19 protein-coding genes and 4 tRNA genes are annotated in these 24,743 nt (G+C 35.5%); 22 read left to right on the forward strand and 1 reads right to left on the reverse strand.

Annotated elements, in window-relative coordinates; genetic code table 11:
• Positions 1 to 9 precede the first annotated feature (9 nt).
• The 19 genes from BIW12_RS10925 to BIW12_RS11015 all read left to right on the forward strand — a co-directional run bounded on the left by BIW12_RS10925 (position 10) and on the right by BIW12_RS11015 (position 17,125).
• Entirely contained in the window at positions 10 to 1,152 is a 1,143-nt protein-coding gene (locus tag BIW12_RS10925) for an acyl-CoA dehydrogenase family protein (RefSeq protein ID WP_071185141.1), read from the forward strand.
• A gap of 159 nt (positions 1,153 to 1,311) precedes the next feature.
• Positions 1,312 to 1,506, forward strand: a complete 195-nt coding sequence (gene rpsU / locus BIW12_RS10930; RefSeq protein ID WP_035659878.1) for a 30S ribosomal protein S21 — start codon at positions 1,312 to 1,314, stop codon at positions 1,504 to 1,506.
• 74 nt (positions 1,507 to 1,580) lie between these two features.
• Positions 1,581 to 2,489: a tyrosine-type recombinase/integrase gene (locus BIW12_RS10935; RefSeq protein ID WP_071185142.1), complete on the forward strand. Its 909-nt coding sequence runs from the start codon at positions 1,581 to 1,583 to the stop codon at positions 2,487 to 2,489.
• A gap of 18 nt (positions 2,490 to 2,507) precedes the next feature.
• Entirely contained in the window at positions 2,508 to 2,810 is a 303-nt protein-coding gene (gene hpf, locus BIW12_RS10940) for a ribosome hibernation-promoting factor, HPF/YfiA family (RefSeq protein WP_071185143.1), read from the forward strand.
• Between the two features lie 91 nt (positions 2,811 to 2,901).
• Positions 2,902 to 2,978: transfer RNA gene (locus BIW12_RS10945), tRNA-Thr, on the forward strand.
• 57 nt (positions 2,979 to 3,035) lie between these two features.
• A tRNA-Tyr gene (locus BIW12_RS10950) sits at positions 3,036 to 3,116 on the forward strand.
• 56 nt (positions 3,117 to 3,172) lie between these two features.
• Positions 3,173 to 3,244: transfer RNA gene (locus BIW12_RS10955), tRNA-Thr, on the forward strand.
• 54 nt (positions 3,245 to 3,298) lie between these two features.
• Positions 3,299 to 4,486, forward strand: coding sequence for an elongation factor Tu (gene tuf / locus BIW12_RS10960; RefSeq protein WP_071185144.1), 1,188 nt, complete (start codon positions 3,299 to 3,301; stop codon positions 4,484 to 4,486).
• A 59-nt stretch (positions 4,487 to 4,545) separates the two neighbouring features.
• Positions 4,546 to 4,616: transfer RNA gene (locus BIW12_RS10965), tRNA-Trp, on the forward strand.
• An 18-nt stretch (positions 4,617 to 4,634) separates the two neighbouring features.
• Positions 4,635 to 4,832 carry a preprotein translocase subunit SecE gene (secE, locus tag BIW12_RS10970; protein ID WP_071185145.1) on the forward strand — a complete coding sequence of 66 codons (198 nt, stop codon included), beginning with the start codon at positions 4,635 to 4,637 and terminating at the stop codon, positions 4,830 to 4,832.
• A 9-nt stretch (positions 4,833 to 4,841) separates the two neighbouring features.
• Entirely contained in the window at positions 4,842 to 5,393 is a 552-nt protein-coding gene (gene nusG / locus BIW12_RS10975; protein ID WP_071185146.1) for a transcription termination/antitermination protein NusG, read from the forward strand.
• 66 nt (positions 5,394 to 5,459) lie between these two features.
• Positions 5,460 to 5,897: a 50S ribosomal protein L11 gene (gene rplK / locus BIW12_RS10980; protein WP_071185147.1), complete on the forward strand. Its 438-nt coding sequence runs from the start codon at positions 5,460 to 5,462 to the stop codon at positions 5,895 to 5,897.
• A 13-nt stretch (positions 5,898 to 5,910) separates the two neighbouring features.
• Positions 5,911 to 6,600 carry a 50S ribosomal protein L1 gene (gene rplA / locus BIW12_RS10985; RefSeq protein ID WP_071185148.1) on the forward strand — a complete coding sequence of 230 codons (690 nt, stop codon included), beginning with the start codon at positions 5,911 to 5,913 and terminating at the stop codon, positions 6,598 to 6,600.
• Positions 6,601 to 6,622: 22 nt separating this feature from the next.
• Positions 6,623 to 7,120, forward strand: a complete 498-nt coding sequence (gene rplJ / locus BIW12_RS10990) for a 50S ribosomal protein L10 (protein WP_071185149.1) — start codon at positions 6,623 to 6,625, stop codon at positions 7,118 to 7,120.
• A gap of 87 nt (positions 7,121 to 7,207) precedes the next feature.
• The gene (gene rplL, locus BIW12_RS10995; RefSeq protein WP_071185150.1) at positions 7,208 to 7,579 is read left to right on the forward strand and encodes a 50S ribosomal protein L7/L12; all 372 of its coding nucleotides are present in this window, start codon (positions 7,208 to 7,210) and stop codon (positions 7,577 to 7,579) included.
• 266 nt (positions 7,580 to 7,845) lie between these two features.
• Positions 7,846 to 11,658 carry a DNA-directed RNA polymerase subunit beta gene (gene rpoB / locus BIW12_RS11000; RefSeq protein ID WP_071186343.1) on the forward strand — a complete coding sequence of 1,271 codons (3,813 nt, stop codon included), beginning with the start codon at positions 7,846 to 7,848 and terminating at the stop codon, positions 11,656 to 11,658.
• Between the two features lie 237 nt (positions 11,659 to 11,895).
• Complete coding sequence (gene rpoC, locus BIW12_RS11005) at positions 11,896 to 16,203, forward strand: DNA-directed RNA polymerase subunit beta' (RefSeq protein ID WP_071185151.1); 4,308 nt, start codon at positions 11,896 to 11,898, stop codon at positions 16,201 to 16,203.
• Positions 16,204 to 16,294: 91 nt separating this feature from the next.
• The gene (locus BIW12_RS11010; protein ID WP_071185152.1) at positions 16,295 to 16,597 is read left to right on the forward strand and encodes a DUF3467 domain-containing protein; all 303 of its coding nucleotides are present in this window, start codon (positions 16,295 to 16,297) and stop codon (positions 16,595 to 16,597) included.
• 174 nt (positions 16,598 to 16,771) lie between these two features.
• Positions 16,772 to 17,125 (forward strand): hypothetical protein, encoded by a 354-nt coding sequence (locus BIW12_RS11015; RefSeq protein WP_071185153.1) that lies wholly within the window; start codon positions 16,772 to 16,774, stop codon positions 17,123 to 17,125.
• A gap of 67 nt (positions 17,126 to 17,192) precedes the next feature.
• Here BIW12_RS11015 and BIW12_RS11020 read toward each other — a convergent pair whose 3' ends face one another.
• A complete protein-coding gene (locus BIW12_RS11020) occupies positions 17,193 to 18,782 on the reverse strand; it encodes a peptide chain release factor 3 (protein ID WP_071185154.1) in 1,590 nt (529 codons plus the stop codon).
• Positions 18,783 to 19,095: 313 nt separating this feature from the next.
• Here BIW12_RS11020 and BIW12_RS11025 point away from each other — a divergent pair, with 313 nt between their 5' ends.
• The 3 genes from BIW12_RS11025 to BIW12_RS11035 all read left to right on the forward strand — a co-directional run bounded on the left by BIW12_RS11025 (position 19,096) and on the right by BIW12_RS11035 (position 24,663).
• The gene (locus BIW12_RS11025; protein ID WP_071185155.1) at positions 19,096 to 20,523 is read left to right on the forward strand and encodes a peptidylprolyl isomerase; all 1,428 of its coding nucleotides are present in this window, start codon (positions 19,096 to 19,098) and stop codon (positions 20,521 to 20,523) included.
• Between the two features lie 77 nt (positions 20,524 to 20,600).
• Entirely contained in the window at positions 20,601 to 21,575 is a 975-nt protein-coding gene (locus BIW12_RS11030) for an AAA family ATPase (RefSeq protein ID WP_071185156.1), read from the forward strand.
• A 316-nt stretch (positions 21,576 to 21,891) separates the two neighbouring features.
• Complete coding sequence (locus tag BIW12_RS11035) at positions 21,892 to 24,663, forward strand: bifunctional aconitate hydratase 2/2-methylisocitrate dehydratase (protein ID WP_071185157.1); 2,772 nt, start codon at positions 21,892 to 21,894, stop codon at positions 24,661 to 24,663.
• Positions 24,664 to 24,743: the final 80 nt, after the last annotated feature.

A 24,743-nucleotide genomic window follows, 5' to 3' on the forward strand; every position in this document is an offset into this window, starting at 1 on the left:
GCCATAATGATGTATTTTGATTACAGTGAAACACAAAATATGATTGCTCAATCTATAAGGGATTTTGCAGAAAAAAATATTAAACCTTACATAATGGAATGGGACGAGGCTCAGGTTTTTCCGGTTCCCTTGTTTAGACAATTAGGTGAAATGGGGTTTATGGGGGTTTTGGTTCCAGAAGAATTAGGAGGTTCGGGTTTGGGTTATCATGAATATATTACTATAGTTGAAGAAATTTCTAAAGTAGATCCATCTATAGGATTGTCGGTAGCGGCACATAATTCTTTGTGTACAAATCACATTTTGACTTTTGGGAACGAAGAACAAAAAAAGAAATGGATTCCTAAGTTGGCTTCAGGTGAACATATTGGTGCCTGGGGATTGACGGAACACAATACGGGTTCGGATGCAGGAGGTATGAATACTACGGCAAAAAAAGACGGAGATCATTGGGTTGTAAACGGAGCTAAAAATTTTATCACTCATGCTATTTCTGGTGATATCGCTGTGGTGGTGGTTAGAACTGGAGAGAAAGGCGATTCTAAAGGGATGACTGCTTTTGTTTTTGAAAAAGGAACTCCAGGTTTTTCTTCGGGAAAAAAAGAAAATAAACTGGGAATGCGTGCCAGTGAAACAGCCGAATTAATTTTTGATAATTGTCGAATTCCGGATGCAAACCGATTAGGTGAAGTAGGGGAAGGCTTTGTTCAGGCGATGAAAATTCTCGATGGAGGAAGGATTTCTATTGGAGCCCTGTCATTAGGAATAGCAAAAGGGGCCTATGAGGCAGCATTAAAATATTCGAAAGAAAGACATCAGTTTGGAAAAGCGATTTCAGAATTTCAGGGAGTTTCATTCAAATTAGTCGATATGGCTACTGAAATTGAAGCTTCGGAATTGTTGTTGCATAAGGCTGCTTTCTTAAAACAACAACATCGTGCAGTGACTACGGCTGGTGCAATGGCTAAGATGTACGCTTCTGAGATGTGTGTGAAAGTGGCTAATGAAGCGGTTCAAATACATGGAGGTTATGGTTATACTAAGGATTATCCTGTGGAGAAATTTTACAGAGATGCTAAGCTGTGTACTATAGGAGAAGGAACTACCGAAATTCAAAAGGTAGTGATTTCAAGAAATTTGTTGAAGGGTTAGAAGTCCCGATAGCTATCGGAGAAAGTTGGAAGTTTTAAGTGAGTCTGTTTTCTTTTTTCTGTGTTCCTTATTCTTTTTGAAATAATTTACAATTAATGATTTGTAATTCATAATTAATTTTCTACTTTTGCAGCCTTAACGAGAGGAGGTGTCAAAATTATGTTAATTATACCAATTAAAGACGGAGAAAATATCGATAGAGCACTAAAGCGCTATAAAAGAAAATTTGATAAAACTGGAACAGTTCGTCAATTAAGAGCACGTACTGCTTTTATTAAACCGTCAGTTAAAAATAGAATGAAATTCCAGAAAGCGGCTTACATTCAAGGTTTGAAAGATAGCTTAGAGAGTTAATAAGTTTTTTTTGGAAACAAAATAATACCGTTAGTGGTCAGATTTTTTATAAATTTGATGCTAACGGTTTTTTTATGGCTACAAATTTAGAGGCATTTGCGGATTATCTTAAAAAGGAGAAAAAATATTCTCCACATACTGTATGTGCTTACGTGAAAGATGTGTCTGAATTTCAGAGTTATAATTTAGCTGATTTTGAGCAGGAGAATGTTGATTGTGTTGATTATGTTCAAATTCGATCGTGGGTAGTGCTTTTGGTTGAAAACGGTTTGTCGACTATTTCTGTAAATAGAAAGGTGGCTTCTTTGAAGGCGTATTATAAATTTCTTTTAAAAATAAAACAGATAGAGGTTAGTCCTTTATTGAAGCATAAATCTTTAAAGGTGTCTAAGAGGGTTCAGATTCCTTTTTCTGAGAAAGAGTTGTTGGGTGTTTTGGAGGATGTTGAGTTGGAGGAAGGTTTTGAAGGAGTTAGGGATAGGTTGTTGGTGGAGTTGTTGTATTCTACAGGGATGAGGAGGTCGGAATTGATTCATTTAAAGATAGATGCGGTTGATTTTTCTAATTCGACAATTAAGGTTTTGGGAAAAAGGAATAAAGAGCGAATAATTCCGGTATTGGTTGTGGTGTTAAAACAAATGCAGTTGTATTTAAAGGAGAGGGGTGATTTGGAGTTGATTAAGGATAGGGACTATTTTTTTCTAACAAAAAAAGGGTTAAAATTAAGTGAATCGTTTGTGTATCGATTAATAAATTCATACTTTAGTAAAGTCTCGGAAAAGGTAAAAAAGAGTCCGCACATGTTAAGGCATACGTTTGCGACTCATTTGTTGAATAACGGGGCTGATTTGAATTCTGTTAAAGAGTTATTAGGGCATTCTAGTTTGGCTTCGACGCAGGTTTATACTCATAATAGTTTATTAGAGTTGAAAAAAGTCCATGCTGTAGCGCATCCTAGAGGTGGTGATGATTCTAAAGTTTAACCATAAAAAATATTAATTATGAAGGTAAATGTTCATGCTGTTAACTTCAATGTTGATGGAAAGCTAGTAGATTTTGTTCAAGGAAGAATGAATAAGTTGGAAAAATACTATGACAGGGTGGTTTCTTCAGATGTCTATTTGAAAGTAGAGAAGACGAGTGAGAAAGAAAATAAAATTGTGGAGGTAAAAATTAATGTGCCGGGAGATGATTTTCTGGTAAAAAAACAATGTAAAACTTTTGAAGAAGCTGTTGAGTTGTCTGCAGAATCATTGGAGCGTTTGCTTGTAAAAAGGAAAGAAAAAATAAGAACTCATATATAAATGAAATTTTTTTCAAAAAATGTTTTGATTGAGAGATAAAATCTATACATTTGCAGTCCGTTAGAAATAGCGGACTTTTTTTATTGTAAATGCCGATGTAGCTCAGCTGGCTAGAGCAGCTGATTTGTAATCAGCAGGTCGTGGGTTCGAGTCCCTCTATCGGCTCCAGATATTCTAAATGCGATTTGGAATAGGTTCTTTAAAATATTGTGATTTTAAAAATTAGGGGAGATACTCAAGCGGCCAACGAGGGCAGACTGTAAATCTGCTGTGTGAACTTCGCAGGTTCGAATCCTGCTCTCCCCACAGGTTAAATTTTAGATTGCAGATTCAAAATCTGAATTCTAAAATCAGAACTCTCTGCCGGTGTAGCTCAGGGGTAGAGTGCTTCCTTGGTAAGGAAGAGGTCTCGGGTTCAAATCCCGACATTGGCTCAAATAAGTAGGAAATTGAAATTAATATATAACTAAGATTAAAAATTAAGTAAAATGGCAAAAGAAAGTTTTAATCGTTCGAAACCACACTTGAATATTGGTACTATCGGACACGTAGATCACGGAAAGACTACTTTGACTGCTGCGATCACTAAAGTATTATCTGATGCAGGATACTGTCAAGCTAAGTCTTTTGATCAAATCGACAACGCTCCAGAAGAGAAAGAAAGAGGTATTACTATTAATACATCTCACGTAGAGTATGAAACGGCTAACCGTCACTACGCTCACGTTGACTGTCCAGGTCACGCGGATTACGTTAAGAACATGGTTACTGGTGCTGCTCAAATGGACGGTGCTATCTTAGTAGTTGCTGCTACAGATGGTCCAATGCCACAAACTCGTGAGCACATCCTTTTAGGACGTCAGGTAGGTATTCCTCGTATCGTTGTTTTCATGAACAAAGTGGATATGGTTGATGATGCTGAGTTGTTAGAGCTTGTTGAGATGGAAATCAGAGATTTATTATCTTTCTACGAGTATGATGGAGATAACTGTCCAGTAATTCAAGGTTCTGCTTTAGGAGGATTGAATAATGATGCTGCTTGGGTTCCTAAAATTCTTGAATTGATGGAAGCTGTTGATAACTGGATCGAAGAGCCAGTACGTGACGTAGCAAAACCATTCTTGATGCCAGTTGAAGATGTATTTACAATTACAGGTCGTGGAACTGTTGCTACAGGTCGTATCGAAACTGGAGTTGCTAACACTGGAGATCCTGTTGAAATCATTGGTATGGGAGCTGAAAAATTAACTTCTACTATTACTGGAGTTGAGATGTTCCGTAAAATCCTTGATAGAGGTGAAGCTGGAGATAACGTAGGTTTATTGTTAAGAGGTATTGATAAAGCTGATATCAAACGTGGTATGGTTATTATTAAGCCAGGTTCAGTAAAACCACACGCTACTTTCAAAGCTGAGGTTTATATCTTGAAAAAAGAAGAAGGTGGTCGTCATACACCATTCCATAATAACTACCGTCCACAGTTCTACGTACGTACAACTGACGTAACAGGAGTTATTACTTTACCAGAAGGTGTAGAGATGGTTATGCCAGGGGATAACTTGACAATCAATGTTTCTTTATTGAGTCCAATTGCTATGAACGTAGGTTTACGTTTTGCTATCCGTGAAGGTGGTAGAACTGTAGGTGCAGGTCAGGTAACTGAAATCGTAGAGTAATTCTATTAAAATAAAAAAAAGCCAGTTGATTTTCTTAATTGAAGTCACTGGCTTTAATTACGGGCGTAGTTCAAGGGTAGAATAGCGGTCTCCAAAACCGTTGATGGGGGTTCGAATCCCTCCGCCCGTGCAAAAAAAATATATCATAATGGCAAAAATTGTTAATTACATATCAGAAGCATTTGAAGAGTTAAAGTCAAATGTAACTTGGCCAGAATGGGCTCAGGTTCAAAGTCTAACAATTGTTGTTGCTGTTTTTTCAGTATTATTCGCTTTGGCTACTTGGGGAGTGGATGAGTTTTTTGCAAAAGCATTAGAAGGATTTTTTAACTGGATGAAAGCTTAGTTTTTTGTTATGGCAGATAATAATGTTAAAAAATGGTATGTTGTTCGAGCAGTAAGTGGACAAGAGAATAAAGTAAAGGCATATATAGAGACAGAAATCGCAAGATTAGGAATGTCTGATTATGTGTCTCAGGTTCTTGTGCCTACTGAAAAAGTAGTATCAGTAAAAGATGGAAAGAAATTAGTTAAGGAAAAAGTGTATTTTCCTGGCTATGTAATGATAGAAGCAAATTTAGTTGGGGAGATTCCTCATATCATTAAATCAATAACAAGTGTTATTGGCTTTTTGGGTGAAACTAAAGGAGGGGAACCAGTTCCGTTAAGACTTTCTGAAGTGAACAGAATGCTTGGTAAGGTTGATGAATTAGCTGTGAATACAGATACAAAGTCAATTCCATTCAGCTTGGGCGAAACAATTAAGGTTATTGATGGACCTTTTAATGGTTTCAATGGTTCGGTTGAAAAAATTAATGAAGAAAAGCGTAAACTTGAAGTTATGGTTAAGATTTTCGGTAGAAAAACACCATTGGAATTAAGTTTTATGCAAGTAGAAAAAGTATAATTTTCGTTACACTATAATAATCACTTCAATTGCTTCCGTAAATTGTTGTGTTAAATTTTTTAAAAAATGGCTAAAGAAATTAGTAAGGTAGTTAAACTACAAGTTAAGGGAGGTGCTGCGAATCCGTCGCCACCGGTTGGACCTGCTTTAGGAGCTGCTGGGGTTAATATCATGGAGTTCTGTAAGCAGTTCAATGCTAGAACACAAGATAAACCTGGCAAAATATGCCCAGTACAAATTACTGTGTATAAAGACAAATCATTCGATTTTGTTGTTAAGACTCCTCCTGCAGCAGTTCAGTTATTGGAAGCTGCAAAGCTAAAATCTGGTTCAGGTGAGCCTAATCGTAAAAAAGTAGCAAGTGTTACTTGGGAACAAATTAGAACTATTGCTGAAGACAAAATGCCAGACTTAAACGCTTTCACAATTGAGAAAGCTATGAGTATGGTTGCTGGAACAGCTAGATCTATGGGTATAACCGTATCAGGAGACGCTCCTTTTTAATTAAGAGAAAGACATGGCAAAATTGACAAAAAAGCAAAAAGAGGCTGCTTCAAAAATTGAAAAGAACAAATTATACTCTTTAAAAGATGCAGCTGCATTAATTAAAGTTGTTGCTTCTGCAAAATTTGATGAGTCTGTTGATATCGCAGTACGTTTGGGTGTTGATCCAAGAAAAGCGAATCAAATGGTGAGAGGTGTAGTAACATTGCCTCATGGAACTGGTAAAGATGTAAAAGTATTAGCATTAGTTACTCCAGATAAAGAAGCGGAAGCTAAAGAAGCTGGTGCAGACTATGTAGGTCTTGATGATTATTTACAAAAAATTAAAGACGGTTGGACAGATGTTGATGTTATCATCACTATGCCTGCTGTTATGGGTAAATTAGGTCCATTAGGTCGTATTTTAGGACCTAGAGGTTTAATGCCAAACCCTAAAACAGGAACTGTAACTATGGATGTTGCTAAAGCTGTTGCAGAGGTAAAAGCTGGTAAAATTGACTTTAAAGTAGATAAAACTGGTATCGTACATGCAGGAATTGGTAAAGTTTCTTTTGGAGCTGAGCAAATTTATGACAATGCACACGAAATTATTCAAACATTAATCAAACTTAAGCCAACTGCTGCTAAAGGTACCTACATTAAAGGTATTCACCTTACAAGCACAATGAGTCCTGCGATTGCATTAGACCCAAAAGCAGTATAATTGGTAGTTAAAAATTTTTAGTATGACTAGAGAAGAAAAATCAATCGCGATTGAAGATTTAACTGCACAGTTAGCTGGTACAAACATAGTTTATGTATCTGATATTTCTGGGTTAGACGCAGAAACAACTTCAAACTTGAGAAGAGCTTGTTTTAAAGCAGGTATTAAATTAGAGGTAGTAAAAAATACTTTGCTTGCAAAAGCAATGGAAGCTTCTGATAATGATTATGGTGATTTACCTTCAGTATTGACTGGTAACAGCGCTATCTTTATTTCAGATGTTGCAAATGCGCCTGGAAAAGTTATCAAAGATTTCAGAAAAAAAGCTGCTAAGCCACTTTTGAAAGGAGCTTACATCAACTCTGAAATTTATATTGGTGATGATCAATTAGATGCATTAGCTACTATTAAATCTAAAGAAGAGCTTATTGGAGAAATCATTGGATTATTACAATCTCCTGCTCAAAGAATTATTTCTGCACTTCAAAACCAGTTTTCTGGAGAAGAAACAGAAGCATAGTAAAATGGAGCTAACGCTCTGTTTTATTTAAGTGTGCGCACAATAAATAAATTATAATTTCACAAATCATTTTAAAAGATAGAAAAAATGGCAGATTTGAAACAATTCGCAGAACAATTAGTTAACTTGACAGTTAAAGAAGTTAACGAATTAGCAACAATATTAAAAGATGAGTACGGTATCGAACCAGCTGCTGCAGCTGTAGTAGTTGCTGCTGGAGGAGACGGTGGTGCAGCTGAAGAAGCTCAAACTGAATTTACAGTTGTATTGAAAGAAGCTGGTGCTTCTAAATTAGCAGTTGTAAAATTAGTTAAAGAATTAACTGGTTTAGGTCTTAAAGAAGCTAAAGACGTAGTTGACGGTGCTCCATCAAACGTTAAAGAAGGTGTTTCTAAAGAAGAGGCTGAAGGTCTTAAAAAATCATTAGAAGAAGCTGGAGCTGTAGTTGAATTAAAATAATTCAACTCGGTTTTAAGAACTAGGTTTAGGTATTGAGTTAATCACTCAATGCCTAAACCATTTTTCGTATAATAAAATACATCATTTTATTATAATATATTTAGTTTAAAATACGAAAAAGTTTTTGATCAATACGAAGACAAAAAGCAGGACTTATTTTTTATTGGTTTGTTTTTAAAGATGTATTGGTTACAAAAAGAAAGTATCAATTAAACAGTGTTTTTACACAAAAAACTACTTTTTTTAAATCAAAATTTTGTCCATTGATGATAACAAATCAGACTGAAAGATTGAATTTTGCCTCTACAAAAAATATACCTCAGTATCCGGATTTTCTGGATGTTCAGGTTAAATCTTTTCAAGATTTTTTTCAATTAGAAACTAAATCAGATGAAAGAGGCAACGAAGGTTTATACAATACCTTCATGGAAAACTTTCCAATTACAGATACAAGAAATAACTTTGTATTGGAATTCCTGGATTATTTTGTTGATCCACCACGTTATACTATTCAAGAATGTATAGAAAGAGGGCTTACACATAGTGTGCCTTTAAAAGCAAGGTTAAAACTTTATTGTACTGACCCGGAGCACGAGGATTTTGAAACTATTGTTCAGGATGTTTATCTTGGTACAATTCCTTACATGACTCCAAGTGGAACTTTTGTTATTAACGGTGCTGAGCGTGTTGTTGTTTCTCAATTACACAGATCTCCAGGGGTTTTCTTCGGACAATCATTCCACGCAAATGGAACAAAACTATATTCTGCCAGAGTAATTCCTTTTAAAGGTTCCTGGATAGAATTCTCTACTGATATCAACAGCGTTATGTACGCTTATATCGACAGAAAGAAAAAATTACCTGTAACAACTTTATTCCGTGCTATCGGTTTCGAAAGAGATAAGGATATCCTTGAAATTTTTGACTTAGCTGAAGAAATTAAAGTATCTAAAACAGGACTTAAAAAATATATCGGTAGAAAATTAGCTGCCCGTGTATTGAATACATGGCATGAAGATTTCGTAGATGAAGATACTGGTGAGGTAGTTTCTATCGAACGTAATGAGATTATCCTTGATCGTGATACAATTATCGATAAAGATAATGTTGAAGAAATCATTGATTCTAACGTTAAATCTATTTTGTTGCATAAAGAAGATGCTAATCAGGCTGATTACGCTATCATTCATAATACATTACAAAAAGATCCAACAAACTCTGAAAAAGAAGCTGTTGAGCATATCTACAGACAATTGCGTAACGCAGAACCGCCTGATGAAGAAACTGCTCGTGGTATTATAGATAAATTGTTCTTCTCTGACCAACGTTACAACTTAGGTGAAGTAGGTCGTTACAGAATGAACAAGAAATTAAGTCTTGATATTCCTATGGACAAACAAGTTTTGACCAAAGAAGATATCATTACTATCGTGAAGTATTTAATTGAGTTGATAAACGCTAAGGCAGATATCGATGATATTGACCACTTATCAAACCGTCGTGTTAGAACAGTTGGAGAACAATTGTCTCAACAATTCGGTGTTGGTTTAGCACGTATGGCTAGAACTATTCGTGAGAGAATGAACGTTAGAGATAACGAGGTGTTTACACCAATTGATTTGATTAATGCTAAAACATTATCATCAGTTATCAACTCTTTCTTTGGAACTAACCAGTTATCTCAATTTATGGATCAAACGAATCCATTAGCTGAGATTACACACAAAAGAAGATTATCTGCACTTGGACCAGGTGGACTTTCGAGAGAGAGAGCCGGATTTGAGGTTCGTGACGTTCACTATACGCACTACGGACGTTTATGTCCTATTGAAACACCAGAGGGACCAAACATTGGTTTGATTTCTTCTCTTGGAGTTTATGCTAAAGTAAACGGAATGGGATTCATTGAAACTCCTTACCGTAAAGTAACTAATGGTGTAGTTGATTTAGTTTCTGAGCCAACTTACTTAAGTGCTGAAGAAGAAGAAGGAATGTTGATTGCGCAAGCCAACATTGAAATGGAAGATTCTGGAAAAATTACTGCTGAAAACGTAATTGCGCGTGAAGAAGGAGATTTCCCGGTTATCGATCCTTCTAAAGTACATTATACTGACGTTGCTCCTAACCAAATCGCTTCGATTTCTGCATCTTTGATTCCTTTCTTGGAGCATGATGATGCGAACCGTGCGTTGATGGGATCTAACATGATGCGTCAGGCCGTTCCATTGATACGTCCTGAAGCTCCAATTGTAGGTACTGGTTTAGAGCGTCAAGTAGCTTCTGACTCTAGAGTATTGATTAATGCTGAAGGGCATGGTACTGTAGAATATGTAGATGCTAATATCATTACTATCAAATACGATCGTTCTGAGGAAGAAAGAATGGTAAGTTTTGATGCTGATGAAAAGACATATAACTTAATTAAATTCAGAAAAACCAACCAAGGAACTAGTATTAACTTGAAACCTATCGTAAGAAAAGGTGATAGAGTTGTTCCCGGACAAGTATTGTCAGAAGGATATGCTACTGAAAATGGTGAATTAGCTTTAGGTAGAAACTTAAAAGTAGCGTTCATGCCATGGAAAGGGTACAACTTCGAGGATGCGATTGTAATTTCTGAGAAAGTTGTTCGTGATGATATCTTTACTTCAATCCACGTAGACGATTACTCATTAGAGGTAAGAGATACTAAATTAGGTAACGAAGAATTAACGAATGATATTCCTAACGTTTCTGAAGAGGCTACTAAAGACTTAGATGAAAACGGTATGATTAGAATTGGTGCCGAGGTTAAACCTGGTGATATTTTAATTGGAAAAATTACACCAAAAGGAGAATCAGATCCAACTCCGGAAGAGAAATTGCTTCGTGCAATTTTCGGGGACAAAGCTGGTGATGTAAAAGATGCTTCATTAAAAGCTTCTCCATCTTTACACGGTGTTGTTTTAGACAAAAAATTATTTGCAAGAGCAGTAAAAGATAAACGTAAACGTACTCAGGACAAAGATGCTTTAGGAGCACTTGAAATGGAGTTTGAAGTTAAATTTACTGAACTGAAAGATAGATTAATTGAAAAACTTTTCTTAATCGTAAACGGAAAAACATCACAAGGTGTAATGAACGATTTGGGTGAAGAAGTTTTACCAAAAGGTAAAAAATATACTCAAAAAATGCTTTACGCAGTTGAAGATTTTGCTCACTTAAGCAAAGGTCAATGGGTAGCTGATGATGCAACTAATAAGTTAGTTAATGATTTGATTCATAACTATAAAATTAAGTTGAATGATTTACAAGGAGCGTTAAGAAGAGAGAAATTCACGATTACTGTTGGAGATGAATTGCCATCAGGAATTTTGAAATTAGCTAAGGTTTATATCGCTAAGAAACGTAAGTTGAAAGTAGGGGATAAAATGGCAGGACGTCACGGTAACAAAGGTATTGTTGCAAGAATCGTTCGTCACGAAGATATGCCTTTCCTTGAAGACGGAACACCAGTTGATATCGTGTTGAACCCACTTGGGGTACCTTCACGTATGAACATCGGTCAGATTTATGAGACTGTTCTTGGATGGGCTGGACAAAAATTAGGTAGAAAATATGCTACTCCTATTTTTGATGGTGCTTCTCTTGACCAAATTAATGAATTGACTGACGAAGCTGGAATTCCACGTTTTGGACATACGCATCTTTATGATGGTGGTACAGGAGAGCGTTTCCATCAGGCAGCAACTGTGGGTGTAATTTACATGTTGAAATTAGGACACATGGTTGACGATAAGATGCACGCACGTTCTATCGGACCATACTCGTTGATTACTCAACAGCCACTTGGAGGTAAAGCTCAATTTGGAGGTCAGCGTTTTGGAGAGATGGAGGTTTGGGCACTTGAGGCTTATGGTGCTTCTAGTACACTTCGTGAAATCTTGACTGTTAAATCTGATGACGTAATTGGTAGAGCTAAAACTTACGAAGCTATCGTAAAAGGTGAAACTATGCCAGAACCAGGATTACCTGAATCATTCAATGTATTAATGCACGAATTGAAAGGTCTTGGATTAGATATTAGATTAGAAGAGTAATATACATTTAGAGTTAATCAGTCTCATTTTCATGGGGCTGATTACTCATTTTAAAGTTTTTAGGATTTATACCCGTAAACCGTTCCGATTTTTTATAAAAACCAAAGAGGTTTTATAACTAGCACTTCATAATTGTCGTTTGAAGTTTAGAGAAGTAATTCGAGGTAGTGTTGGAGTTGTTAATTCGACTTTAACAAAAATCAATTTTTAATTGCAAATAAATCAATAGTAAAAACTATGATGAATAATAGAAATAATAAAGAGAAAAACCAGGTAAAAAGGTTTGACAAAATTTCGATAGGACTAGCTTCTCCTGAATCAATCTTGAAAGAATCAAGAGGTGAAGTTTTAAAGCCAGAAACTATCAACTATAGAACACACAAACCAGAGCGTGACGGACTTTTCTGCGAAAGAATCTTCGGACCTGTAAAAGATTTCGAATGTGCTTGTGGTAAATACAAAAGAATCCGTTACAAAGGAATTATTTGCGACCGTTGTGGTGTTGAAGTTACTGAGAAAAAAGTACGTAGAGATAGAGTTGGTCACATCAACTTAGTTGTGCCTATTGCCCACATTTGGTATTTCCGTTCTCTTCCTAATAAAATAGGTTATATCCTTGGTCTTCCATCTAAGAAATTAGATATGATCATTTACTACGAAAGATACGTAGTAATCCAGGCAGGTATCGCTAAAAATGCAGATGGAGAATCATTACAAAGATTAGATTTCTTAACTGAAGAAGAGTATTTGAATATTTTAGATACACTTCCACAGGATAACCAATATTTAGATGATTTTGATCCTAATAAATTTGTTGCCAAAATGGGAGCAGAATGTATTATGGATTTATTAGCTCGTATTGATTTAGATCAATTGTCTTACCAATTAAGACACTCAGCTAATAACGAAACGTCTAAACAACGTAAAACAGAAGCATTAAAAAGATTACAAGTTGTTGAATCTTTCCGTGAGTCTAACCTGAACAGAGAGAATCGTCCTGAGTGGATGATTATGAAAGTGGTTCCTGTTATTCCACCAGAATTACGTCCGCTTGTGCCACTTGATGGAGGTCGTTTTGCAACTTCAGATTTAAATGATTTATACCGTCGTGTAATTATTCGTAACAACCGTTTGAAAAGATTAATGGAGATTAAAGCTCCTGAAGTGATCTTGAGAAACGAAAAACGTATGTTGCAAGAATCGGTAGATTCATTATTTGATAACACTCGTAAAGCTTCTGCTGTTAAAACAGAATCTAACAGACCTTTAAAATCATTATCAGATTCCTTAAAAGGTAAGCAAGGACGTTTCCGTCAAAACTTACTTGGAAAACGTGTGGATTATTCTGCTCGTTCGGTAATTGTTGTTGGTCCTGAATTGAAATTATTCGAATGTGGATTGCCAAAAGATATGGCAGCTGAATTATACAAACCTTTTGTTATCCGTAAATTGATAGAAAGAGGAATTGTGAAAACAGTTAAATCTGCTAAGAAAATTATAGATAAAAAAGAGCCTGTAGTTTGGGATATTCTTGAAAACGTAATTAAAGGTCACCCAGTATTACTGAACCGTGCTCCTACATTACACAGATTGGGTATTCAAGCTTTCCAACCAAAATTAATTGAAGGAAAAGCGATCCAATTACACCCATTAGTATGTACGGCTTTCAACGCGGATTTTGACGGGGATCAGATGGCAGTTCACTTGCCATTAGGACCAGAAGCAATCCTTGAAGCTCAATTATTAATGTTGGCTTCTCACAATATCTTGAACCCTGCTAACGGTGCTCCTATTACGGTACCATCTCAGGACATGGTTTTGGGTCTTTATTATATGACCAAAGAGCGTTTGTCTACTCCGGAAAAGAAAATTTTAGGTGAAGGGCTTACTTTTTACTCTGCTGAAGAAGTAAATATTGCATTAAACGAAGGAAGATTAGAATTGAATGCTCGTGTGAGAATTAGAGCAAAAGATTTTAATGAAGAAGGAGAATTGGTTTACCAAATTATCCAAACAACTGCCGGACGTGTATTATTTAACGAAGTAGTTCCTCCTGCAGCTGGATATATCAATGAAGTATTGACTAAGAAAAACCTTAGAGATATTATCGGTCACGTATTAAATTCAACAAGTGTACCTGAAACGGCTGCCTTCTTGGACAACATGAAAGATATGGGGTATAAATTCGCATTCCGCGGAGGATTATCATTCTCATTAGGTGATATTAGAATTCCTGAGCAAAAAACACAATTGATTGCTGACGCAAGAGAGCAAGTAGAAGGAATTTCTGCTAACTATAACATGGGGCTTATTACAAATAACGAGCGTTACAACCAGGTTATTGACGTATGGACTTCTGCGAATGCACAATTGACAGAATTAGCAATGAAAAACATTAGAGAAGACCAACAAGGTTTCAACTCGGTGTATATGATGCTTGACTCTGGAGCTCGTGGATCTAAAGAACAGATTCGCCAGTTAACCGGTATGCGTGGTTTGATGGCTAAGCCTAAAAAATCGACTGCTGGTGGTGGTGAGATTATTGAAAACCCGATTCTTTCTAACTTTAAGGAAGGTCTTTCGATTCTTGAGTACTTTATCTCTACTCACGGTGCTCGTAAAGGTCTTGCGGATACGGCTCTTAAAACGGCGGATGCTGGATACTTGACTCGTAGGTTACATGACGTTTCTCAAGACGTTATTGTTAACATCGAAGATTGTGGAACATTAAGAGGTGTTGAAGTTTCAGCATTGAAAAAGAATGAAGAAATCGTTGAATCATTAGGAGAAAGAATTTTAGGACGTGTTGCATTACAAGATGTAATTAATCCTCTTACTAATGAAGTATTAGTAGCTTCAGGGCAACAAATAACCGAGACAATTGTGAAAGCAATTGAAGCTTCTCCTTTAGAAAAAGTAGAAGTACGTTCTCCATTAACTTGTGAGGCTTTAAAAGGTATTTGTGCTAAATGTTACGGACGTAACCTTGCAACAGGAAAAATGACTCAAAGAGGTGAGGCAGTAGGAGTAATTGCTGCTCAGTCTATTGGAGAGCCAGGTACACAGTTAACACTTCGTACATTCCACGTTGGAGGGGTTGCCGGAGGTATCTCTGAAGAGTCTAGCATTATTGCTAAATTCCCAGGAAGACTTGAAGTAGAAGACTTGAAAACAGTAAAAGGAGAAGATAACGAAGGAAACGAAGTGGATATCGTTATTTCACGTTCTACAGAATTGAAATTAATTGACGAGAAAACAGGTATTGTTTTAAATACACATAATATTCCTTACGGTTCCAGTATTTATGTGAAAGACGGTCAGTCTATTGGAAAAGGTGATGTAATTTGTAAATGGGATCCATATAACGGGGTTATCGTTTCTGAGTTTACCGGTAAAATTGCTTATGAAGATTTAGAGCAAGGACAAACGTTCATGGTTGAAATCGATGAGCAAACAGGATTCCAGGAAAAAGTAATTTCTGAGGCCAGAAACAAAAAATTAATTCCTACTTTATTAGTTTATGGTAAAGATGGTGAGTTGATTCGTTCTTATAACTTACCGGTTGGAGCTCACTTGATGGTTGAAGATGGAGAGAAAATTAAAGCAGGTAAAGTATTGGTTAAAATCCCACGTCGTTCTTCTAAATCAGGAGATATTACCGGAGGTTTACCTAGAATTACTGAGCTTTTAGAGGCTCGTAATCCTTCTAACCCAGCTGTGGTTTCTGAGATTGATGGTGTAGTTTCTTTTGGAAAAATCAAAAGAGGTAACCGTGAGATTATCATCGAATCTAAATTTGGAGAAGTTAAGAAATACTTGGTGAAATTATCCAGTCAAATTCTTGTACAGGAAAATGACTTTGTAAGAGCAGGATCTCCATTATCTGATGGTGCAATTACACCGGATGATATTTTAAGAATTCAAGGACCATCTGCTGTTCAACAGTACTTGGTAAATGAAATTCAAGAGGTTTACCGTTTGCAAGGGGTAAAAATCAACGACAAGCACTTTGAGGTTGTAATTCGCCAAATGATGCGTAAAGTTCAGGTTCAGGATCCGGGAGATACATTGTTCTTGGAAGATCAGTTGATTCATACTAAAGATTTTATCGTTGAAAATGATAAGTTATACGGTATGAAAGTGGTTGAGGATGCAGGAGATTCTTCTAACTTAAAAGAAGGTCAAATCGTTACTCCACGTCAATTGAGAGATGAGAATTCTTTATTGAAACGTACTGATAAAAATCTTGTTGTTGCCCGTGATGTAGTTACTGCAACTGCAACTCCGGTATTACAAGGTATTACAAGAGCTTCGCTTCAAACAAAATCGTTTATCTCTGCTGCTTCGTTCCAGGAAACAACAAAAGTATTAAACGAGGCTGCTGTAGCAGGAAAAGTGGATCTTTTAGAAGGGTTGAAAGAGAATGTTATTGTAGGACACAGAATCCCTGCTGGTACAGGTATGAGAGAGTATGATAACGCTATTGTAGGTTCTAAAGAGGATTACAACGATATGATGGCAAACAAAGAAGAATATATTTATTAATAAATAATATGTTTTTAAATTAAGAAATAGAAAGATTACCTCGTGTAGTCTTTCTATTTTTTTTATATTGTCACTTTAAAAATTGAAAAAGATGAAAGATCAACAAGAACAAATCAATATTGAATTAGACGAAAAAATTGCCGAAGGAATTTATTCTAATTTAGCAATAATCAATCATTCTTCTTCGGAGTTTGTCTTAGACTTTGTAAGTATCATGCCCGGTGTTCCTAAGGCTAAGGTGAAGTCAAGAATCGTTTTGACTCCACAACACGCTAAGAGATTGTTAAAGGCTATAGGTGAAAATATTCACCGTTTTGAAGTAGCTCATGGCGAAATCAAAGAAACGGAACACGCACCCATTCCGCTTAATTTTGGTCCAGCGGGACAAGCATAAAATACAAAGGCTTTCATTTCATTGAGAGCCTTTTTTTATTCTTTTATAATGTGAAATTGCTTTTTTTTAGTAGCTAAACGAGTTTTAGAGTAGTTTGTCGGAAATGTTTTTTACTGTTTTTCTATTGCAATAGATTTGTTTCATAATAAAATCATAATTGTAGAAACAAAAACTATGAACAACGTAAAAATAAATAAAGCTAACTCAAAATTAACCCAACTAATAGTTGTGTTTGTGTTGTTTTTTATGGTTTCTTTTTCTGCTTTTGCACAGGATAAAGCTATTTCTAATACTGGTTTTGCTGAAAAAGTACAATCAACAAATGTGAAATTAGAAAGTTCAAGAGCTACTTCAAATATGGAATTTGCATTGTGGTTTATGGGGACAAAACAAGATCCAAATTCTACTTTATCGACTGAGGAATGTAATGCTAAAAAATCAATTATTACTTCAGGAATGGCTCCTAATCGTTTGTTAATTAAAGCTTTTTTGAAAAAAGTAGTGAATTACGAAAATTCATTGTCTTAAGCCTAAAAAAATATAATTCATAAAAAAAAACGGTTTCAATTACATGAGACCGTTTTTTTTATGGAATTTATTCTAATTCAGAGGTGAAAAACAATTTAACACTTGGGTATTTATTTTGAGTCATTTGGATTGTGAAATCCGAATCTGCCAGGAAGACTAGTTGATCGTATTTGTCTTTGGCAAGGAATTTTTGTTTGATTCGTTTGAATTCTTTGAATTCCTCATTTTTTGCATCATCAGGTTTTACCCAACAAGCTTTGTGTACCGGGAAATTTTCATAAGTACATTTTGCGCCATACTCATGCTCTAAACGGTATTGAATTACCTCATATTGAAGTGCACCAACAGTACCAATCACTTTTCGGTTGTTCATTTCTAAAGTAAACAACTGTGCAACACCTTCGTCCATTAATTGGTCAACCCCTTTATCCAACTGTTTTGCCTTCATAGGATCGGCATTATTGATGTATCTAAAATGTTCCGGAGAGAAACTTGGAATTCCTTTAAAATTCATGATTTCACCTTCTGTCAAGGTGTCACCAATTTTGAAATTTCCAGTATCGTGAAGCCCTACAATATCTCCAGGATAAGAGATGTCAACAATTTCTTTTTTCTCAGCAAAAAAGGCATTCGGGCTGGAGAATTTTAGATTTTTCTTTTGACGTACGTGATAATACGGTTTGTTTCTTTCGAAAGTTCCTGAAACAATTTTTATAAAAGCCAAACGGTCTCGGTGTTTCGGATCCATATTGGCGTGGATTTTAAATACAAATCCTGATAATTTTTCTTCTTTTGGATCAACTAAACGTGTTTCAGACTCTTTTGCTCTTGGTGATGGAGCAATTGCAACAAAGCAATCTAATAATTCTCTAACACCAAAATTGTTCAAAGCCGAACCAAAAAATACAGGTTGTAATTTTCCGTCCAGATAATCCTGCTGATTGAATTTTGGATAAACTTCATCAATCAACTCTAATTCTTCACGTAAACGATCAGCAGGTTTTTGTCCAATTATTTTTTCTAATTCAGGACTTTGAACATCTTCAAAAGCAATTGTTTCTTCGATATTTTTACGGCTGTCTCCACTAAATAAATTGATGTTTTGTTCCCAAAGATTGTAAATTCCCTGAAAATCATAACCCATTCCAATAGGAAAACTCAACGGAGTAACAGTAAGTCCCAGTTTTTGTTCTACTTCATCCATCAAATCAAAAGCGTCATGTCCTTCACGATCTAATTTGTTGATGAAAACAATAATCGGAATTTTACGCATTCTACAAACTGCGACTAACTTTTCAGTTTGTTCCTCGACTCCTTTTGCTACGTCAATTACCACAATAACACTGTCAACAGCGGTTAAGGTTCTAAAAGTGTCTTCGGCAAAATCCTTGTGTCCCGGAGTATCCAGGATGTTGATTTTTTTGTCTTTATAGTTAAAAGCTAAAACAGAAGTCGATACCGAGATTCCTCTCTGACGTTCAATTTCCATAAAGTCACTGGTAGCTCCTTTTTTAATTTTGTTGTTTTTTACCGCACCTGCTTCCTGGATTGCACCTCCAAAAAGTAGTAGTTTTTCAGTAAGAGTTGTTTTTCCGGCATCAGGATGCGAGATAATTCCAAAGGTTCTTCGGCGTTGTATTTCTTTTAAAAAGCTCATATTTCGTATAAATAGTTTGCAAAAGTACTATTTATATATGCGATTTGAAAATAAATAAGTTCTCTGTTAATTGGAAGAGTTTTACGTAGAGATTAGGTTGGTGATAATTGAACTAAAGGTATTGTGGATATGGTTTGTTTTTTTTGACTATAATTTTTTGTTAATAGTCAGGTGGATAGTTGTATAATGTAATTGAATTGTTATTTTTGTTCGTTTTTACTATAACAAATTATAAATAATATACTTTTATGTTGTTTTCTTATCAATTGATAGAATATCAGATGACAACTAAAAAATAAAATTCCCAAAGCAAATGCCTTTAAAAACCATAAGAATGAAATCCATAAATATTAAAAAATCACTTTTATTTTTTATAATATTTTTATTGAATACAACAGTTAATGCTCAGGAAATAATAAAAGATAGCGTTGTTGTAGAGAAAAAAGTAACAACGTCTAAACGACAAAAAATAGACGGAGTTATTGCTAATGTAGGGGATTATATTATTTTGGATTCGGATATTGATAAGGCTTTTTTGGAAATCACCAGTCAGGGTGGTTCCGTTAAAGATATTCCAAGATGCCAGATGTTAGGGAAATTATTGGAAGATAAATTATATGCACATCAGGCTATTCAGGATAGTGTGAAGGTAACTGATACTGAAGTAAAATCGCTGATGGATGAACGATTGAGTTATATGGTGCAGCAAATTGGTTCGATGGAGAAAGTAATTAAATATTACAAAAAAGATACAGAGGAGGAATTTAGAAGTTATTTTTTTGATATTTTGAAAGAAAATAAGCTGACTTCTGAAATGCAAAAAAAGATAGTTGATGAAGTTGAAATTACTCCGGAAGAGGTTCGTAATTTTTTCAAAAAATTGCCAAAAGATGAATTGCCTGTTTTTGGTGCCGAAATGGAAGTTTCACAAATAATTATTGAGCCTAAAATAACTGCAGTTGAAAAACAAAAAGTGATAGATCGATTGAATGGTTTTAAAAAAGACATTCAGGAAGGCTCCAGTTTTGCGACCAAGGCTGTTTTGTATTCTCAGGATCCGGGTTCCAGATCCAGTGGTGGTTTTTATAAAATGACCCGTAAAACACCTTTTGTAAAAGAGTTTAAAGATGTTGCTTTTAGCTTACAAGAAGGTGAAATATCGGCTCCTTTTGAAACCGAATATGGTTTTCATATTATTTATTTGGAGAAGATAAAAGGGCAGGAATTAGAATTGCGTCATATATTGTTAACGCCAACAGTTAGCAAAGAAGCATTAGACGAAGCAAAAGAAAAAATCAATTTGATTAGAAAGCGAATTGTAGATAAGGAAATTTCATTTGCAGATGCTGCAAGAACCATGTCGGATCAAAAAGAAACAAGAGCTAATGGTGGTGTTTTGATTAATCCAAACACACAGGATACTCGTTTTGAATTGACTAAAATGGATCCTGAATTGTATTCGCAAGTTTCAAATTTAAAAGATAGTGAGATTTCGTTACCGGTTTTAGACGAAACAAAATCAGGAAAAAAACAATATAAAATTGTGACTGTTACTAACCGAATCAACGAACATACCGCAGATTATGCTCAGGATTATGTTAAGATTAAAGATTTGGCATTAAAGGAAAAGCAAATCAAGGCTATCGGTAAATGGTTTGATGAAAAAATTAAAGAGACGTATATTAAAATTATTGGAGAATACAGAGATTGTAGTTTTACAAATAACTGGTTGAAAAAATAATTTGGTCAAAATAACTAAAAAGAGTTAGCTTTATGAATTCATAGAGTTAGCTCTTTTTTAATTTAAAATAGTTTATAATGTCTGATGTAGCGGCAATACATAATTTGGTTCAGAAACGAACTGAGTTGAAAAAAGAAATAGCAAAAATTATTGTAGGTCAGGAAGCAGTAATAGATCAAATATTATTATGTGTTTTTTCAGGAGGACATGCGCTTTTAGTGGGGGTTCCTGGTTTGGCCAAAACATTGATGGTGAATACTATTTCGGAGGCTCTAGGACTTCATTTTAAAAGAATTCAGTTTACGCCGGATTTAATGCCTTCGGATATTTTAGGAAGTGAAATTCTGGATGCCACGCCTGCCGTCGGGCAGGAAAATCGTCAGTTTAAATTTGTAAAAGGGCCTGTTTTTTCAAATATTATTTTAGCAGATGAAATCAATAGAACACCACCTAAGACTCAGGCAGCTTTGCTGGAGGCTATGCAGGAACGTTCGGTGACAATTGCCGGGGTGAATCATAAATTAGATTTGCCTTATTTTGTTTTGGCAACTCAAAATCCAATTGAGCAGGAAGGGACTTACCCTTTGCCGGAAGCACAGTTGGATCGTTTTATGTTTGCTGTGAAATTAGAATATCCTTCTTTTGAAGAGGAAGTTCAGGTGGTAAAAAGAACCACTTCTGATTTGGTTCATAAAATAAATCCATTATTCACAGCGCAGGAAATTATAGATTTTCAACATTTAATTCGCAGGATTCCTGTGGCTGATAATGTGGTTGAATATGCTGTGACTTTGGTGAGTAAAACGCGTCCGGATAGTCAATTTGCAATAGATTTTGTTAAGAATTATTTGGATTGGGGAGCAGGACCCAGGGCTTCTCAGAATTTAATTTTGGCAGCTAAAGCTCATGCTGCTTTCAACGGAAAATTCTCTCCGGATATTGAAGATGTAATTGCTGTTGCGACTTCGATTTTAAGGCATCGAATAATTAAAAACTACAAAGCTGATGCCGAGGGAATTACTGAAGAAATGATAATAGCTAAACTTGTTTAATTTTTTTTGAAATAGACTGTTTATGCTGAAAAACATACTTTTCGCTATAACAAGTTGTTTTAAGTTTGTTAGAAAATAGTTTTCGCATTATTGATTGTTTATAAATTAAGTTAAAATTTGTTTTTTTCTTAGTTTAATGCTTTCTGAGTGCGTATTTTTCAATAATAAATGTTTTGGTAGTCTGGAGGAATTAAATTGTTTTTAATTCTCGGCTTAAATACCTAAATTTGCATCACAAATAAATAAAAATCACCTAAATATTGTGGCTTTTGGAATTGAGTAATCAAGGAATTTGCCATTAACAAAGAATTCAATTATGAACATTTATAGCGATTACATCAAGGAGATCGAAGAAAGAAAAATTCAGGGACTTCACCCAAAGCCAATTGATGATGCTCAATTGTTAAGCGAAATCATTGCACAAATTAAAGATTTAGATAACGCCAACAGAGAAGATTCTCTTCAATTTTTTATTTACAACACTTTGCCGGGAACTACCAGTGCTGCTGGAGAGAAGGCTAAGTTTTTAAAAGAGATTATTTTGGGCGAATCTGTAGTGAAAGAAATCACTCCGGCTTTTGCTTTTGAGTTGTTATCACACATGAAAGGTGGAGCTTCTATTAAAGTTTTACTGGATTTAGCCTTGGGTAATGATGCTGCAATTGCTAAAGAAGCTGCAAGCGTTCTTAAGACTCAAGTATATCTTTATGATGCAGATACCAGCCGTTTGAAAGAAGCTTTCGAAAATGGTAATGCTATCGCTAAAGAGATTATCGAAAGTTATGCTAAAGCAGAGTTCTTTACTAAACTTCCTGAAGTTGCCGAAGAAATCAAAGTGGTAACTTTTATTGCTGGTGAAGGAGATATTTCTACGGATTTACTTTCTCCAGGAAATCAAGCTCACTCTCGTTCTGACCGTGAATTACACGGAAAATGTATGATTACTCCTCAGGCACAAGAGGAAATCAAAGCTTTGCAGGCACAACATCCGGATAAATCAGTAATGTTGATTGCAGAGAAAGGAACAATGGGAGTTGGTTCTTCTCGTATGTCAGGTGTAAATAACGTAGCACTTTGGACAGGAAAGCAAGCAAGTCCATACATTCCATTTGTGAATTTTGCTCCTATTGTAGGTGGAACAAATGGTATTTCTCCAATTTTCTTAACTACTGTTGATGTAACCGGAGGTATTGGTTTAGATCTTAAAAACTGGGTAAAGAAAGTTGATGCAGAAGGAAATGTTGTTCGTAACGAAAGTGGTGAGCCGATTTTAGAGCAAGCATATTCTGTTGCTACAGGTACTGTTTTAACAATTAATACAAAAACAAAAAAATTATATAATGGAGACCAAGAGTTGATTGATATTTCAAGATCATTCACTCCTCAAAAAATGGAATTCATCAAAGCTGGTGGATCTTATGCGATTGTATTTGGTAAAAAATTGCAAACATTCGCTGCTAAAACTTTAGGAATTGAAGCTCCTGCTGTATTTGCTCCATCAAAAGAAATTTCTCATGAAGGACAAGGTCTTACAGCTGTTGAGAAAATCTTTAACAGAAATGCTGTAGGAACAACTCCGGGGAAAGTATTGCACGCTGGTTCAGACGTTCGTGTAGAAGTAAACATTGTTGGATCTCAAGATACAACGGGTTTGATGACTGCTCAGGAATTAGAATCTATGGCAGCTACAGTAATTTCGCCAATCGTTGATGGTGCTTACCAATCAGGTTGTCATACTGCTTCAGTTTGGGATAAAAAAGCGCAGGCTAATATTCCTAAATTAATGAAATTTATGAATGATTTCGGTTTGATTACTGCTCGTGACCCTAAAGGAGTATATCATTCAATGACTGATGTAATCCACAAAGTACTTAACGATATTACTATTGATGAATGGGCTATCATTATTGGTGGTGACTCTCATACAAGAATGTCAAAAGGTGTTGCTTTTGGTGCTGACTCAGGAACTGTTGCTCTTGCATTAGCTACTGGTGAGGCTTCTATGCCAATCCCAGAGTCTGTAAAAGTAACTTTCAAAGGGGAGATGAAATCGTACATGGATTTCCGTGATGTTGTTCATGCTACACAAGCGCAAATGTTGAAGCAATTTGGTGGTGAAAATGTATTCCAAGGTAGAATTATCGAGGTTCACATTGGAACACTTACTGCTGACCAGGCCTTTACATTTACGGATTGGACTGCTGAAATGAAAGCTAAAGCGTCTATCTGTATTTCTGAAGATGAAACTTTGATTGAATCATTAGAGATTGCTAAAGGTAGAATCCAAATCATGATTGATAAAGGTATGGATAATGCTAAGCAAGTATTGAAAGGATTAATTGCTAAAGCAGATAAGAGAATTGCTGAGATTAGATCTGGTGAAAAACCAGCTTTAACTCCGGATGCGAATGCTAAATATTATGCTGAAGTAGTGGTTGATCTTGATGTAATTGCTGAGCCAATGATTGCTGACCCGGATGTAAATAACGCTGATGTTTCTAAACGTTATACGCACGATACTATCAGACCACTTTCTTTCTATGGTGGAGAGAAAAAAGTAGATCTTGGATTTATCGGTTCTTGTATGGTTCATAAAGGAGATATGAAAATCCTTGCTCAAATGCTTAAAAACATCGAAGCGCAACAAGGTAAAGTGGAATTTCAGGCACCACTTGTAGTAGCACCTCCAACTTACAATATTGTTGATGAATTGAAAGCAGAAGGTGACTGGGAAGTTTTACAAAAATATTCAGGTTTTGAATTTGACGATAATGCTCCTAAAGCGGCAGCACGTACAGAATATGAAAACATGTTGTATTTAGAGCGTCCAGGTTGTAACCTTTGTATGGGGAACCAGGAAAAAGCGGCTAAAGGTGATACAGTAATGGCAACATCTACTCGTCTTTTCCAAGGAAGAGTTGTAGAAGATACTGATACTAAAAAAGGAGAATCATTACTTTCTTCTACGCCGGTTGTAGTTCTTTCTACAATTCTTGGTAGAACTCCTACTATAGACGAATATACAGCTGCAGTAGATGGTATTAACTTGACTAAGTTTGCACCTTCTCATAAACAATTAGTTAAATAAACAATTAGATTAGTTAATCATATCTAAAGCCCGAGTTGTAAAACTCGGGCTTTTTCTTTATAGGCTCTTTTATTTTTTGT

Source organism: Flavobacterium commune, assembly GCF_001857965.1.
In the GTDB taxonomy this organism is placed as follows: domain Bacteria; phylum Bacteroidota; class Bacteroidia; order Flavobacteriales; family Flavobacteriaceae; genus Flavobacterium; species Flavobacterium commune.

Bases quoted from the DNA above. Each gene is read 5' to 3' on its own strand.
- BIW12_RS10925 (WP_071185141.1), top strand. From the start codon at position 10: ATGTATTTTGATTACAGTGAAACACAAAATATGATTGCTCAATCTATA.
- rpsU (WP_035659878.1), top strand. From the start codon at position 1,312: ATGTTAATTATACCAATTAAAGACGGAGAAAATATCGATAGAGCACTA.
- BIW12_RS10935 (WP_071185142.1), top strand. From the start codon at position 1,581: ATGGCTACAAATTTAGAGGCATTTGCGGATTATCTTAAAAAGGAGAAA.
- hpf (WP_071185143.1), top strand. From the start codon at position 2,508: ATGAAGGTAAATGTTCATGCTGTTAACTTCAATGTTGATGGAAAGCTA.
- tuf (WP_071185144.1), top strand. From the start codon at position 3,299: ATGGCAAAAGAAAGTTTTAATCGTTCGAAACCACACTTGAATATTGGT.
- secE (WP_071185145.1), top strand. From the start codon at position 4,635: ATGGCAAAAATTGTTAATTACATATCAGAAGCATTTGAAGAGTTAAAG.
- nusG (WP_071185146.1), top strand. From the start codon at position 4,842: ATGGCAGATAATAATGTTAAAAAATGGTATGTTGTTCGAGCAGTAAGT.
- rplK (WP_071185147.1), top strand. From the start codon at position 5,460: ATGGCTAAAGAAATTAGTAAGGTAGTTAAACTACAAGTTAAGGGAGGT.
- rplA (WP_071185148.1), top strand. From the start codon at position 5,911: ATGGCAAAATTGACAAAAAAGCAAAAAGAGGCTGCTTCAAAAATTGAA.
- rplJ (WP_071185149.1), top strand. From the start codon at position 6,623: ATGACTAGAGAAGAAAAATCAATCGCGATTGAAGATTTAACTGCACAG.
- rplL (WP_071185150.1), top strand. From the start codon at position 7,208: ATGGCAGATTTGAAACAATTCGCAGAACAATTAGTTAACTTGACAGTT.
- rpoB (WP_071186343.1), top strand. From the start codon at position 7,846: ATGATAACAAATCAGACTGAAAGATTGAATTTTGCCTCTACAAAAAAT.
- rpoC (WP_071185151.1), top strand. From the start codon at position 11,896: ATGATGAATAATAGAAATAATAAAGAGAAAAACCAGGTAAAAAGGTTT.
- BIW12_RS11010 (WP_071185152.1), top strand. From the start codon at position 16,295: ATGAAAGATCAACAAGAACAAATCAATATTGAATTAGACGAAAAAATT.
- BIW12_RS11015 (WP_071185153.1), top strand. From the start codon at position 16,772: ATGAACAACGTAAAAATAAATAAAGCTAACTCAAAATTAACCCAACTA.
- BIW12_RS11020 (WP_071185154.1), bottom strand. From the start codon at position 18,782: ATGAGCTTTTTAAAAGAAATACAACGCCGAAGAACCTTTGGAATTATC.
- BIW12_RS11025 (WP_071185155.1), top strand. From the start codon at position 19,096: ATGCCTTTAAAAACCATAAGAATGAAATCCATAAATATTAAAAAATCA.
- BIW12_RS11030 (WP_071185156.1), top strand. From the start codon at position 20,601: ATGTCTGATGTAGCGGCAATACATAATTTGGTTCAGAAACGAACTGAG.
- BIW12_RS11035 (WP_071185157.1), top strand. From the start codon at position 21,892: ATGAACATTTATAGCGATTACATCAAGGAGATCGAAGAAAGAAAAATT.